The following is a 13,460-nucleotide window of genomic DNA, read 5'->3' on the forward strand; positions in this document are numbered from 1 at the left end:
CGCAACGAGCTTGGATGCTGAAAGCCAGCCTTTTTGAGCGCCCACTTGTAATAAAAACAAGAAGAAGTGCCTGGGCTAGAGTCTCCCGGGTACTTCTTCTGTATATGAGGAGCTAACGAGCGGCAGGAGCTTTAAACTCCAACTCCGCTTCAAATAATATTCGATCATCCGTCGTCCTGCTGCTGATCCAGCAACGCTGTTCGTTATCCTCTCCGGTCAATATCGTGATCGTCTCGCCCAGCATCGCTTCCTGATGATAAGTAATCCGGAAGTGAGTCATGTCTCTAGCAAATTGTTCTGCCGACAATGCATCCATACCCAGGCTCGCAAATTGTGCATTATTGACATGTCCGTTCATATCAATGCTGCTCTGCCGGACTGTATAGTCATATGCCGGACGCAAGTCTATGCCTTCCGGGATCTGTACCTTCTGAGGCGCATCCCCTACCGAATCCTCATGGTCAGCCGGTATTTCCCGAGGCAAAGCGGAAGGCCGCAAAATCCGCCGCTTCTCAAGATCAACCAATACCCATATCGACCTCGCTTGGCCCATCCTCTCGCCCTGCTCACCATAAATCCGGAAATCACGCAGCCATTGGACCCCTTTGTGTCCCTTATGCCAAGATTCCAGCGTTATTTTGTCGCCGTAACAAGGCATATTCGCAGGCAGCTCGACATCAATTGTTGTGAGCATCCATGCCATTCCCTGCTGCATCATTTCCTCGATCGGCAGCCCAAGTCGGGCTACTTCCTCATCGGCAATCCGTTGTAACCAGCTCAGCAAAGTTGAGACCCTGCAACGCTTCATACTGTCGCAATGATCCGATAAAATATCGTGAGACTCTCTCTTATGTTGTGCCAATGCCACTCGCTCCTTCACTCCTTCGGTCATACAATTGTTATGTAGAAAGTGATCGGTTCTAATGATTAATCGTGCCAATTGCAGTATCATAGAAGCTAACTGAACAAATCTATGCGAATTCTCAATGGAATAATACCACCATTGGTCACTCTATTGAGCAATCGTCAACAGGAGTGATAACCGTGGAAACTTGGAAGAAAAACTTATGGGTATTATGGGTCGGTTCTTTTATTGTATCATCCAGCTTCTCAATGGTCATTCCGTTCTTGCCGCTCTTTCTGATTGATCTTGGAGTGAGCAAACATATCGAGCTATGGTCAGGTGTGCTGTTCAGCAGCGCTTTTCTGGCCGGGGCCATCTCCTCCCCATTCTGGGGAGCCGTTGGCGACAAATATGGCCGCAAGCCAATGATTATCCGGGCCGGCTTCGTCCTGTGCGTCATCTATCTACTTACCGCCTTCGTTACGAACGAGTACCAATTGCTTGGCCTGCGGATCCTGCAAGGCCTTTTATCGGGATTTATCCCCGGGTCTATTGCCCTCGTAGGAACGAATACGCCTGAGAAAAAAGTAGGCTACGCCCTTTCGATGATGTCTACCGCGACCGCAACCGGCAATATTATGGGACCGATGCTTGGCGGCATTCTCTCCAAAATCTTCGATAACCGCATCGCCTTTGGCAGTGCCGGTGTCCTCTGCTTCCTCGCTACGATTCTGATTATTTTCATGGTCAGGGAAGATTCATTCGTTCCAAGCAAAGACTCCGGATCGATTGTACATACTTTTAAGCTGGCGGCCGATAATCGTCCCCTGATCCTCGTTCTGATCCTGACAATGCTTACGCAATTCTCAGTGATGACAATTGAGCCTGTATTGTCCTTGTATATCGTCGATCTGGGGCATAACGCCAAGGATGCCTCACTCGTCTCAGGGATTGTCTTCTCGCTGGTCGGTATAGCCAGTATTCTCTTCGCACCACGCTGGGGGAAATATGCCGACAAAGTCGGATTTCACAAAATATTGCTGATCGGCCTGTTTGCTGGCGGAATCGGCACGCTCCTGCAGCTTCCGTTCCATAATATCTACTGGTTCTCTTCGATTCGCTTCCTGTACGGATGCTTCTTCTGCGCTGTATTCCCTGCGCTGAACGGTCTGGTCGTCCGCACGACTAAACCGGACTTCCGCGGACGCGCCTTCAGTCTGAATCAGACGGCCAACCAGATAGGCGGAATGCTCGGGCCGCTTGTTGGCGGAGCAATCAGCGGCGTCTGGAGCATTCATTCCGTATTTTGGATCACAGGCGTTCTACTGATCGGCACGATGGGACTTGGTTATTGGTCACAGCGGTTCGGCAAACATGGGCAGCCTTCATCTCCCAATTAATTGCCGACTTAATTGCTTACAGCTCCCGTCGATTCACGGAGAACCAGCTCCGTCGACATCAATATTTTCTCGATAGCCAAATCCGGCTGTTCGATCCGTTCCATCAGCTTCTTTACCGCGCGGCGCCCGATGGCCTCTTTGGGAACATTTACAGTGGTCATCGGAACTTCGCTTCGGGCGGCATCATCAATATTGTCAAAGCCGGCTACCGAGACTTGTTCGGGAACAGATACACCCAGGTCCTGCAGAATGTAGACCACTCTCAGCGCAATCGAATCATTGGCACAGACAAGCGCCGTCGGCAGAGTATTCTCTTGTTGCTTGGTCTGCAATAGAGCAGTTAATTCATCAGCGTATGCTTCTGTCTCCACCCCTTGGAGCCACAGCAGCGGATCATCCCCCTGCTGAACCTCCAGACCACTCCGTTCCAGCGCGTCACGAAAGCCTAACCAGCGGTCACGGAAGCTGCGCGAGAAGGATAGATTGCCGAGAAAGCAGAGCTTCTTATGACCCAATCCAATCAGATGATTGCAGAGCCTGGAGAGGCTGTCCATATTGTTGGCAAACACCGTATCGGTGGGAATCAGCGCATCCTCATGATCCACTAATACGGTAGGGATGCCAAGACGGTGTACCTCCAGCAGAAGCGATGAATCAATCTGCCCCACGCCAACCATCCCGAGAATTCCTCCCGGGTTCAGAACATGAATGATGTTGTCTACACGGGACTCGGATATAATGACCATTCCCAGCCCGCGACGTTCCAGCTCCGCAGATATCCCCTCCATAATTCTGCCCCAATAGAGCGACTCCCTCGTCTGAAAACGAATGTTAGGCATCAGCACGATGACAGACTGCTTACCGCTTGCCTCAGAGTAAAAATGCAAGTCTACCTGATTTTTGATATAAGCATTCTTCTGTGCAAAATAACCAAGCTGCGAGGCCGCTTCAATGACCCGGCTTTTCGTGGTTTCGTTTACCCCGCCTTTGCCGGACAATGCCTTGGAGACAACAAATTTGGACACGCCCAAATGATCGGCAATCTGCTGCATCGTAATCTTCTTCAACTTTATAATACCCCCGCAATAAAATAACAGTTTTGTGTTCAATAAAAATAATGCAAGTTCTACCTATAAAAATTAGTATAACAAAGCTGTGTGCGGGGATAAACAGCCGTTATTATCCTTCCGGGTTGAACCAAGAGGCGACCCAGTGAATTCCCTTCTTGGAGATTTGCTGCAGCAGGTTAGCCGTTTTGTCGGCGATCTGGTCTACCCCTGGAGCTTCTGCAGGTGGCATTAGCAGCTCCGACGGAGTTTTCGACACCTCTGCCCCCGGAGCTGTCTGGTATCCGGGCTGGCCCGGCTGAGGAGTTACAACATAATAACCGTCAGGTACAACACCAGTACCTGTATTCCCGGCATAACCCCCGTTCCCGTTAGTTGTGCTTCCGTTCACCCACACGGGTTGGGCTCCCGTTCTACTATAATAGTAACCGTTCTGCCAAAATCCGTTGGAGGCAGCGTTAGCCTCGGCGTATTGCGGATTATAAGTGCCCGCTGTACCTCCATCTCCCATTTGCATGCCCAGAGTTACTCCGGCTGCCAGCAATATTAGATAAAACACCGTTCTCCTCATCTTTTTGGCCATTTCGACTAACGCTCCTTCCCGGACTCGGTCTGTCATTATTTTAGAAAATCAACTTAAGTGTTGAAGCAAGATTATTTTTTCGTATCAGTATTGCTCTTATTCGTATTTTTATTGACGCTCGCTACAGTCTTATCCGTATTCTTCCCGGCCTTAGCCATCGTCCCTGCCTTCTCGGTATCCTGACTCTCCCAATAGATATCTGCGATAATTCCGGCCAGTACTTTGACGGTGTTATTAAGCTCTTCCTCGGAATTATCGATACCGCCGATCTCGATTAAAATATTGTTGGGCGATAAGGACTGGTTATATTCTCCGTTGCCTTGCGCTGAGGTCTTGCCCCAGATTCCACGCGATATTCCCGGGTAGGTTTTCTCCATCCGATCATGGATTGAGCTGGCGAATTCCTCATTCTGGCGCCAATTTTCGTTGGAATGACCGATGATGAAATAGACCTGCGCATAGTTCACCCCGTCAATCGTTGCCGTCGTCTTATCATGACGCTTCGAGTCACGATGGATATCGAAATAGTACTGCAGCTTGCCGTTCTCCGCCATCGCCTGTTTAACCGTCTCTCTTGAATATTTATATGAATAATTGTAATTGTAATTACTCACTGTTGCTTGATAGTTAACAAAAGAGTGCAGTGCGGCTACGCCCTTCTTCTCCAGCGCACTGGCCAGCATCTTGCCGACAAGCCCAACGTTCTTATCCTCCTTTGAAGAACTGGGATTGTCCACATTTGAACCCAACAGCGGATTGTATGATTCCTGTGGATGAGAGTGATAGATCATCACGATATTCTTGTTGCCCGGTTTGATAGGCGATTCATCATCCTTGGGATCCTGTCCCCCGGACTTATCCGGCGGTTGGACGTTGTCTCCCCCCTGCTGCGAATCTGGTGCGGGCTGATCCCCGTCTCCGTTCCCTTCCTGATGATCCGGCGCGCTGCCATCGGCACCGGAACCGGGCCGGTAATCCTCCGGAGCCGAGGCCGTATTATTGCCTGAGCCGCTGCGCAGAAGTATCGGGTTGTCTGCTCCAAGTCCGGGTACTTCCCGGGCGATCAGACTCTTCGGATCAGCCGGATTAACATCGGTCAATAATTGAAATACAAAATTCGTCATTTTCTTACCGTCAAAGACGAGCGACTGCTTCTCATTCACCGAATGCGGCAGCTCCATGCCTACCATATCGATAAAAAAACGGCTCGACAGCGAAGCGGCAAGCCCCTTCATCGAAGATACCGGTGAATTGTTCAGGCTCTTCTCGGCAATTCCCAGGGTGCCCAATAAGACAAAAAATACGGCCGCCATCACCGACATTAACAAGAAGGTTCGTCCCATCGCCAGCATATGCATCATGCTTCGTTTGATTTTGCCTATATTCCATGCTCTAAATTTCATGCTTCCTCCGTCCTCCCTAGCCAGTTGTTCTATCGGAATCATTCCTTGTACTCCAAATCTATGAATCTATTCGAATGAATAGAACCTAGAATTCTAACAACAAAGAAGAAGTCCGCTAGATTCGTTGAACTACGGGCTTAGGAGAAAGAAGGCCCAACATTCCAAAGGGGAACGGTGCCCCTTTGGAATATTGGACCCTGCCGGCGGCGAAGCTATTTGCAATTCTCCATCGCTTATCGCCGTCTAGTGCGTATAACTTGCCACATTGTCAGGCGTTACCGCCTCATGTAAAGACAGATTAAGTCCGCTTGCGATTACATTGGCAATGTCTTCAATGAATTCATCGATTTCCTTGGGTGTAACGATCAGGTCATGTCCCAGCGGCTCGAGCACCTCTTTGACAAGTCCCAGCCGTTCACCTTCACTCAGGTCATGGAGCAGACCCATAATCTGCTTTGTCTCCGACCCCTGGCCATCACTGCTCTCATCGTTGAAATGCGTCTTCATCAGATCAAGCACATTGTTCACGATTGTAGAGGCGTAGCACACCGTCGGAACGCCGATCGCTATACAAGGAATGCCGAGGATTTCTTGGGTTAACCCGCGGCGTTTGTTGCCGATGCCCGAGCCTGGGTGAATGCCGATATCCGCGATCTGAATCGTCGTATTGACTCTTTCCAGCGAGCGGGAGGCCAGCGCGTCAATAGCAATGATCAGATCCGGCTTCGTCCGCTCCACGATCCCCTGCACCACCTCGCTTGACTCGATACCGGTGATCCCGAGCACGCCAGGAGCAATAGCGCTAACCTCTCTGTAGCCGGGAGCAACCTGGTCCCGAGCCAGTTCAAAGAAATGACGGGTAACAAGCACATTCTCCACCACAAGTGGTCCAAGTGCATCCGGGGTCACATTCCAGTTGCCAAGTCCAACGATCAGCACCTTTGCCCCGTTATTAATGCCTATTTTATTAAGAAATCCACTAAACTCCTGAGCAAAAGCTGCCGACACCTTCTCCTGCAAATCAGTATCCTGACTACGCAGGCCCGGCACTTCTAAAGTAATATAATGACCCATCATTCGGCCAAGCTGCTGTGAAGCGTTCTCGTCAGTGACATCCAGCCGGGTAATCTTGATTCCGTCATGCTCGTCCACCTGCTCCTGTACGCCGGGCAGCGGACCGCCATGCACCGTCTCGGCCATTTCCTTCGATTCAACCGCTAAATCGGTTCTTACCGCATAATCACGCAAATCCAGATTCATCTGATTCAGACCTCCATTTCCTCTTTTGCCTATACCTGTTATTGTGCAGGAAAGGAATTCCGATTATGCAAGCAAAGTTCATCAAGTTCACTTTTGTTCATTCACTTTTGATGAATTCGTTGCAATTTGGCGGGACGCGTGATAAAATATTTTAAGTTGTGAATCATCTGGCTTGATATATGTTTTACAGGAGGTGAATGCAATGCCAAACATTAAATCCGCAATCAAACGTGTTAAAACTAACGACAAACGTCGCCAACTTAACGCTTCGCAAAAATCTGCACTGCGTACTGTAGTTAAAACTGCTGATACTGCATTGACAGCTAACGATGTGGAAGCAGCTAAAGCCGCTTTCGCCGCTGCTACCAAGAAATTGGACAAAGCCGTTACTAAAGGTCTGATCCATAAGAATGCAGCAGCTCGCAAGAAATCCCGCTTGGCTAAAAAATTGAACGCCCTTACGGCTCAAGCGTAATCGGCGACATTTTAATAAACTGAAGCCTGAAGAGACCTGAACGAATTCGTTCAGGTCTTTTTGGATTTATTACTAACGAAACCAGGTATCCTTATTGACACCAAATAGAGCAACTCAAAATTGTAACGAAACAGGGGATCGCTATATATCCGAATTAAGGTTACGACCTTAGTTTCAGCACAAATAACGATACGGTGTTTCGTTAAACCTGAATTGCCCTTGTTTTTGAGCCAATAACGTTCTGGGGTTTCGTTAAGATAAAATAAACAAATGAGCGACCCACAAACTTGATGAATCACATGAGGCCGCGCCTCTACGCCCCAAGTTTCAGCAGGAACATTTCCAATCCAAGCACTTTATCAACCCGCCCGCTCTTCATGCGGTAATCCAGCTCAGCCAGCTCTGACAATATGCCCCGCAACGCCGCAGCTTCGAATTTACGCGCCTGTTCACCGGCAATCTTCACCGCATAGGGATGCAGACTAAGCTGAGAAGCGATCTGCTGCTGGGAGTAGCTCTGCCTGGCCAAATCCTTAACCTGCAGCATAATGCGGAACTGGCGGGCGATTAGGGCAGCGATTTTAATAGGCTCTTCACGCTGCTTAAGAAGCTCATAGAATATATCGAGCGCCTTCTCCAATTTCAAATTCGCGATATTCTCGACCATAACGAATACATTTTGCTCCGTGCTCCTCGCTACCAGCTGCTCCACTGTGGACGGCTCGATTTTGCCTCCCGAGCCCGTATATAGACAGAGCTTGTCCACCTCGACCGACAGGGCTGACAACTGTACCCCTGCTGAAGCGATAAGCGCCTCCGCCGCATCCGTTCCAATCCGGCAGCCTCGGCCCTCCACCTCGCGAACTACCCACTGCACAAGCTCAGCTCCGCTAAGCGGCAGGAAGGACAGAACGACTCCCTCGCTTTTCATCGTCTTAACGATCTTCTTGCGCTCATCCAGCTTCTCGCTGTTAGCCATAAACACAATGACACTATATTCAGCAGGATTAGCGCAATAGGTCAATAACGTCTCCAGCTTATGCTCGATTTTGCTATTGTCCCTGCCTGCTGTAAATACAGCGGAATCTTTGGCAATGATCAACTTGCGCTCAGCCAGAAAGGGCGGCGTCTCTGCTTCTTCAATGACCACCTCCACCGGGGTCTCCGCCAGATCAAAATGAGCGAGCGCGAAATCGCGTTGGTCCGGGTCCACAATTTGCTCCTGCAATAAGGCGATAAATTGCTGCATCTGATATTTCTCTGTTCCATAACACAAATATAAAGGGGAGACCTTCCCTTGTTTGATCTCTTTGATCGCGGCCTTCACATCCACCATTTTTCCCTCCTTGTCTATTTAAGAGGTATTTGAAAAGTCCATCTTTTTAAACACTCATTGTATTATCATATCTCGAAAAACACGGTTCGTCCAAGCCGCATTTTTCAGATCAACATAGGGTGGTTCGCATTTAACGCAACAAAGGGACCCCGCTATATTAGCATAAGGTCCCTTTGTCCCAGAACATCTATATAAACGCGGGCTGAAAAGCTCTAGAAACTTTTCCGCCGGCGGTCATACGACGATCAGGGTCCGTCTTTTCTCTCTAATCTATATAACCTATTCCATATCTCATAAAAAGGTGACTCATTTATTTGTATTTTTTTGAGTTTGGTCCTTATTTCCAGGTGAGCCGGCATCGCTTCCAGCATCCGCCTGCAACGTATAAGTGGAAGTCACGCCATCCTTCTCGATCTCATACTGATACGATTTGCTGTCCTCGGACCAGGAGCCTCGCACCCATACACCATCAAAGGGCTGATCTGTAATCAATGTGCGGCCGTTCATACTATCTATGTTGTTCTGATACAAATAGAGATGGCTATCGTTAACCTCGACCGTAAAGCCTCCGTCCGGCGAAGTCCAAATATCCGCAGCCAGTATGCCCATGATATTTTTACCAATTGTAAAGGGATGGTTCTCAGTGGAATCCGCGGCATCTCCGGTTCCCTCCGTTGTTTGGTTATGAATGTCAAAACTGAGATTGTCCTTGGCAGCTTTATCGCTGGCAGCTCCCCAGTCTGTTGCATTTCCCGAAGCGGTTGAGCTAGGCGTAGCTTTCTCCTGCTTGCCGTGCTGTCCACTCGAAGCCTTATCGCTGGCAGACGCATCGGTCTTATTGGGGGCCGTCGTGTCCGCTGAATCCCGCTTGCTTATTGGAGCCTGAGCATCGTTCTTGTCCCCGACAGGAGCCCCCCCCATCCGTGCAGCATTAGGGTTCTCATCTCCTGCATGGCCATCTTGCTGATCTGTCGATCTCAAGACGCTGTCACCGGCGTTACCAGCCGGATCCCCGCTGTCCTCCGGTGCTAAGTAGCTCTGTACACCACCTTCATCAGCAGCAGAGCTATCTGTACGATCTGACTGGGCAGCCTGATCATTACTGGACATAGATTGCACCGACATTTCCGCATCGGACACCGTATGCGGCTGGTAATTGTAAATGAATATGCCAAGGACCAACGCGGCAGTTACGCCAAGTGCCCCGGCGCGAAAAGCGCGGCTCCGCCACGGACTCTGCCTGCGGCTGCGGCTTGCCGCCGCTTCTGCAGACCTGGCAACCAGCGGCTCCATCCCGGGAAGCACCTCTGAAGCGCTGCCCTCCTCTCGGCGGGCCCTGTCGATCTCATCCAGCTGAGGAAGGATCGAATCAACCAGACTGATCTTCGGCATAACCTTGGGAAGCTGTTCTAACCTGGAATTCAGCCTTTTCAATATATCAAATTCTTCGGCACAATCTCGACACATGCGGATATGCTCGAATAATCGGGCGCTTTCTTCATCGTTCAAATCATGGTCTAAATAACGATGCATCCATTCCACCGCCTCCGAACATTTCATCCTGACACACCACCTTTCTGATAATCTTGGAGTAAATGCTGAAGCTGTTGTCTCGCCCTGAATAAATAGGATTTCACCGTATTCAGCGGTAAATTCAAACAGTCAGCAATTTCATTGTACGAGAAGTCCTGCAAATATCTCAGAACAACAACAGAACGGTGATGTTCCGGAAGCTGATCGATTGCTTCGCGAATGTCCTCTGCTATGTAGCCGGACATCACTTCCCTCTCGACACTCTCTTTCCCTTGAAAAACAAGCTCATGCTCTTCAATAGAAACCGTAGGTTTGTTCCTTCGGAACTTATCAATACATATATTGGTTACTATGCGCTGAACCCATGTCTTGAATTGCGCCTTCTCCTCATAGGAATCTATCTTCGTATAGATCCTGATTAGCGCCTCCTGGGCTGCATCCAGCGCGTCCTGTTCATTATTCAAAATATAATAGGCCGTCCGGTACACATGTGTTTCTATCTCACGCAATAGGGTGATTAGAGCGTCGCGATCGCCCTGCTGAGCGGCTCTGATGAGTCCCTGCTCTACCACTAAGGCTCCCCCTTCCTTGCAACATTACAGACGATATCGGCCAGCGATATGTTGCAACATTGTTATTCTATTTTTTAGACAAATCTTGTTAGGCTCTAAAAATTTGAAACATGCACTTTTAAGTAGTTTATTTTTACATATATGTTCTCAATCTCACCTAAGAATACCAAAAAAAAGAGAACGCGTCATCCAGCGGACACAGTGTAAAAATAAAAAAAAGAGGTCGCTAGTGACCTCAACAAAATCCAGTCGTACTATGAGACGTGGGAAGGAGTGAATAGTTTCTATGAACACTGCCTATTCTGATGAATTATTTTTGTACCTGGACTGGATCAATCCTTGATGCACGGCAACCTGGATCTCCCCCTGCAAATCCGTCCGAAAAATCATGCTGCCGGACTGAACAAGCCGCTCCACCACATCGGCATTCGGATGTCCGTAGGTATTGCCCAACCCCGCCGAAATTACCGATGCTGCCGGCTGATAACGCCTGATCCATAAACCTGAAGTTGACGTCTTGCTGCCGTGATGCGCTACCTTCAGTATATCTACCGGGCGCAGTTCATCGGCTTCTCCTTCTGAGGATTCTTGATGCTCCAGAGCCAGCATCTTGCGCTCCGTCCCTTCATCCGTATCCCCTGTGAACAGAAAGCTTGCTCCGTCCATCTCCAGTCGAAATACGACAGACTCGGCATTTTGTTCCTTAATATAGGGTATTGCTAGAGCCCCCTGATTTTCTTCGTCATGTTCATGCAGGAGTGGGGCCATAAATTCAAGTCTCGTTGCAAAGTCCGGATTGAGGATCATGCCCCGGGAGACCGCATATATAGAAATTCTTTTATCCACTGCTGTCTGCATTAGCTTAGCCAAAGTCGCCGATTCGGAGAAACTGCCGTTGAACAGCAGAGCGCCGATCGGGAATTGCTCAACAACGGCCTGTAAGCCGCCGATATGATCCTGATCGCCATGCGTAGCGATGACGATGTCGAGGCGATGGATGCCGCGCTTCTTAAGCAAGGGAACAACCGTCTTCGCTCCAACTTCAAACGGTTCCCGCCGATCGCGCCAGCTCTCCCCCGGCTTGCGAAAAGATACGGTGCCGCCCCCATCGACCAGGATATTAATGCCGGATGGCGTCGTGATCAGCGTGCAGTCTCCCTGTCCAACATCAATAAATTGGACATGCCCCATGCCAGGGGAATTAAGCGGGCGATAACCGTAGACCAGCATGACCATGAGACTGATCGCCAGCGAAAGCACTGCCGCGCATCGCTTGAAACCATCTCCCGCAAAGCTGTAGAAGCTTTTGGCTTGAGGGCGGGCCGGACGATCCGGCAGCGGGACAGTATCATCTGTAACAGACTGAATGGAGCGCAATGTCACCGCCCGCTTGCCCAACAGCAGCAAACCGTAAATGACCAGATAGTAGCCGGCGATCCATGGGAGGCTTGGCGATTTCCAATAAGTCATAAAGCCGTTATGACTGGTAAGCCATTCCGTAGCCTGAAAGGTTGCTTTGTTCACGAGAATAACCGGATAGGCGATCCAGGTACCTAATCTGAGCCAAATCCAGCTGGCCAGCAATGCCGCCGTCCCCAGAGGCAAAGCAACCAGCCCGATCACCGGAACGATTAGTAGATTCGCAGCTAGAGAGAGTAACGAGAGTTGATTGAAATAATAGATTGTCAGAGGAAAAGAGACGAGCTCCGCAGCAACAGTAATCGCGACGGTGCCGCGAATTTTAGGCGGCAGCCAGCCCAGCAGCGGAAGGAGCTGCGGCACGAATATAATCAGCCCGGCAGTAACGGCAAACGACAGCTGAAAGCTGACATTTAGCAAATAGTTTGGCTCCCATAACAGCATGAGCAGCGCGGCTGCCGACAGTACATTCAGCCCATCCTTCAGCCTGCGCTGCCGCAATAAATAGAGGCCAAGTATCGTCATAATACCGGAACGAATGACTGAAGGTGAGAAGCCTGTCAGCAAGACATAAATCGGCACGAAGCAGAGCACGATCAAGATCGAGGTCTCTCGGGTAACTCTGCAAAGACGAAGCAAGCCAAAGAGCAGACCCACGTTAATCGCAACGTGACTGCCTGAAATCGCCAGAATATGCGTCAGACCCAGCTGGGTGAACTGAGCATATTTATCCGGCTCCAGCTCGTCGGCAAGCCCGATGAGAAGTCCCTTCATATACCCCGCCTGCCACTCCGGGAATAATTGCTCAACCCGGTTCCCGATCCGCTGTCGCAGCTGGTCCACCTTGCCCAGCAGAGCCGTCCCGCTGAAGCCGCCGGATGTTGCCTCCACCGCGGAAGCGCCGGCGGCTTTGAAGATCCAATGGATACGCTGTGTTCGTAAATACTTGCCGTAGTCGAATCCACCGAAGTTGCGCGCCTTGCTTGGCTGCTCCAGACTGCCCAACAGCGTGATCTTCTGTCCCCGGGTCCAAGCTGCGGCCACAGCCTGCTCTTCCTGCTTAGACAGCTTGATCTGTACGGCCACCCGTTCACTAGCGGTGTCGATCCCATGTACACCTGGAGCTGTGCTTTCAGCTGGAGCTTGCGCAGGCTCTATAAGCTGCAAAGCTGCTGTAAATGCGGCCCGATCACCGTCAACTTCCACCGTGGAGACGATCATTCCGCTTGCCCTAACCATAGCGGCACCCGGAGTTATATTACCTGCAGCAAGCGCAGTGCTAATCCTGCTTACATTTCTTCCATCGTTGATTTGCCAATATATAGCTCCCAGTGAAAAAGCAAGCCATAACAAAAACATCTGTCTTGGCCGATATCTGAGCACGATCCCCGGCAAAGGGAGCAGCAGGGTCAGCCCGCCCCAAATTAGCCATAATGAGGTTCCATGCCATAAGACAGCACACCCGCTTCCGGCAATCCAGCAGCAGATAACCATTGCCAACGGTCTGCTTTTCACGATTTTCTAACCTCCCCTTGTTCAAATTGTCGTAAGAACCCGGAACAACATTA

The 13,460-nt window shown here is 50.0% G+C and carries 11 protein-coding genes; 2 read left to right on the forward strand and 9 right to left on the reverse strand.

Annotation, left to right across the window (positions count from 1 at the left end; all coding sequences use genetic code 11):
- Positions 1–112: 112 nt before the first annotated feature.
- Positions 113–862, reverse strand: a complete 750-nt coding sequence (locus BN1360_RS22735) for an acyl-[acyl-carrier-protein] thioesterase (RefSeq protein ID WP_195714296.1) — start codon at positions 860–862, stop codon at positions 113–115.
- A 182-nt stretch (positions 863–1,044) separates the two neighbouring features.
- Between BN1360_RS22735 and BN1360_RS22740 the strand changes: the two genes are divergently transcribed.
- The gene (locus tag BN1360_RS22740; RefSeq protein WP_068782127.1) at positions 1,045–2,244 is read left to right on the forward strand and encodes an MFS transporter; all 1,200 of its coding nucleotides are present in this window, start codon (positions 1,045–1,047) and stop codon (positions 2,242–2,244) included.
- Between the two features lie 8 nt (positions 2,245–2,252).
- On the opposite strand, the gene BN1360_RS22745 is transcribed toward BN1360_RS22740, so the two are convergent.
- From BN1360_RS22745 to gpr, 4 genes are all read right to left on the reverse strand, one after another.
- Positions 2,253–3,311 (reverse strand): LacI family DNA-binding transcriptional regulator, encoded by a 1,059-nt coding sequence (locus BN1360_RS22745; protein WP_229521079.1) that lies wholly within the window; start codon positions 3,309–3,311, stop codon positions 2,253–2,255.
- A gap of 112 nt (positions 3,312–3,423) precedes the next feature.
- Entirely contained in the window at positions 3,424–3,894 is a 471-nt protein-coding gene (locus BN1360_RS22750; RefSeq protein ID WP_068782128.1) for a hypothetical protein, read from the reverse strand.
- Positions 3,895–3,965: 71 nt separating this feature from the next.
- Positions 3,966–5,297 carry a stage II sporulation protein P gene (locus BN1360_RS22755; protein WP_068782532.1) on the reverse strand — a complete coding sequence of 444 codons (1,332 nt, stop codon included), beginning with the start codon at positions 5,295–5,297 and terminating at the stop codon, positions 3,966–3,968.
- 243 nt (positions 5,298–5,540) lie between these two features.
- Positions 5,541–6,557 carry a GPR endopeptidase gene (gene gpr, locus BN1360_RS22760; protein ID WP_068782129.1) on the reverse strand — a complete coding sequence of 339 codons (1,017 nt, stop codon included), beginning with the start codon at positions 6,555–6,557 and terminating at the stop codon, positions 5,541–5,543.
- 202 nt (positions 6,558–6,759) lie between these two features.
- On the opposite strand from gpr, the gene rpsT reads away from it, so the two are divergent.
- Entirely contained in the window at positions 6,760–7,032 is a 273-nt protein-coding gene (gene rpsT, locus BN1360_RS22765; RefSeq protein ID WP_068782130.1) for a 30S ribosomal protein S20, read from the forward strand.
- A gap of 313 nt (positions 7,033–7,345) precedes the next feature.
- Here the strand turns inward: rpsT and holA are convergent, their stop codons facing one another.
- The 4 genes from holA to BN1360_RS22785 all read right to left on the reverse strand — a co-directional run bounded on the left by holA (position 7,346) and on the right by BN1360_RS22785 (position 13,407).
- Complete coding sequence (holA, locus tag BN1360_RS22770; RefSeq protein ID WP_068782533.1) at positions 7,346–8,365, reverse strand: DNA polymerase III subunit delta; 1,020 nt, start codon at positions 8,363–8,365, stop codon at positions 7,346–7,348.
- Positions 8,366–8,674: 309 nt separating this feature from the next.
- Positions 8,675–9,928, reverse strand: coding sequence for a zf-HC2 domain-containing protein (locus BN1360_RS22775; protein ID WP_068782131.1), 1,254 nt, complete (start codon positions 9,926–9,928; stop codon positions 8,675–8,677).
- The gene (locus tag BN1360_RS22780; RefSeq protein ID WP_068782132.1) at positions 9,925–10,473 is read right to left on the reverse strand and encodes an RNA polymerase sigma factor; all 549 of its coding nucleotides are present in this window, start codon (positions 10,471–10,473) and stop codon (positions 9,925–9,927) included. The genes BN1360_RS22775 and BN1360_RS22780 overlap by 4 nt, the downstream gene beginning before the upstream one ends.
- Before the next feature lie 297 nt (positions 10,474–10,770).
- The gene (locus BN1360_RS22785) at positions 10,771–13,407 is read right to left on the reverse strand and encodes a DNA internalization-related competence protein ComEC/Rec2 (protein ID WP_148466636.1); all 2,637 of its coding nucleotides are present in this window, start codon (positions 13,405–13,407) and stop codon (positions 10,771–10,773) included.
- Positions 13,408–13,460: the final 53 nt, after the last annotated feature.

Source organism: Paenibacillus sp. GM2 (genome assembly GCF_900069005.2).
Lineage (GTDB): Bacteria > Bacillota > Bacilli > Paenibacillales > Paenibacillaceae > Fontibacillus.

Excerpts from the sequence above, each read along its gene's own strand:
- BN1360_RS22750 (WP_068782128.1), bottom strand. The coding sequence starts at position 3,894 with ATGGCCAAAAAGATGAGGAGAACGGTGTTTTATCTAATATTGCTGGCA.
- BN1360_RS22755 (WP_068782532.1), bottom strand. The coding sequence starts at position 5,297 with ATGAAATTTAGAGCATGGAATATAGGCAAAATCAAACGAAGCATGATG.
- gpr (WP_068782129.1), bottom strand. The coding sequence starts at position 6,557 with ATGAATCTGGATTTGCGTGATTATGCGGTAAGAACCGATTTAGCGGTT.
- rpsT (WP_068782130.1), top strand. The coding sequence starts at position 6,760 with ATGCCAAACATTAAATCCGCAATCAAACGTGTTAAAACTAACGACAAA.
- BN1360_RS22775 (WP_068782131.1), bottom strand. The coding sequence starts at position 9,928 with ATGAAATGTTCGGAGGCGGTGGAATGGATGCATCGTTATTTAGACCAT.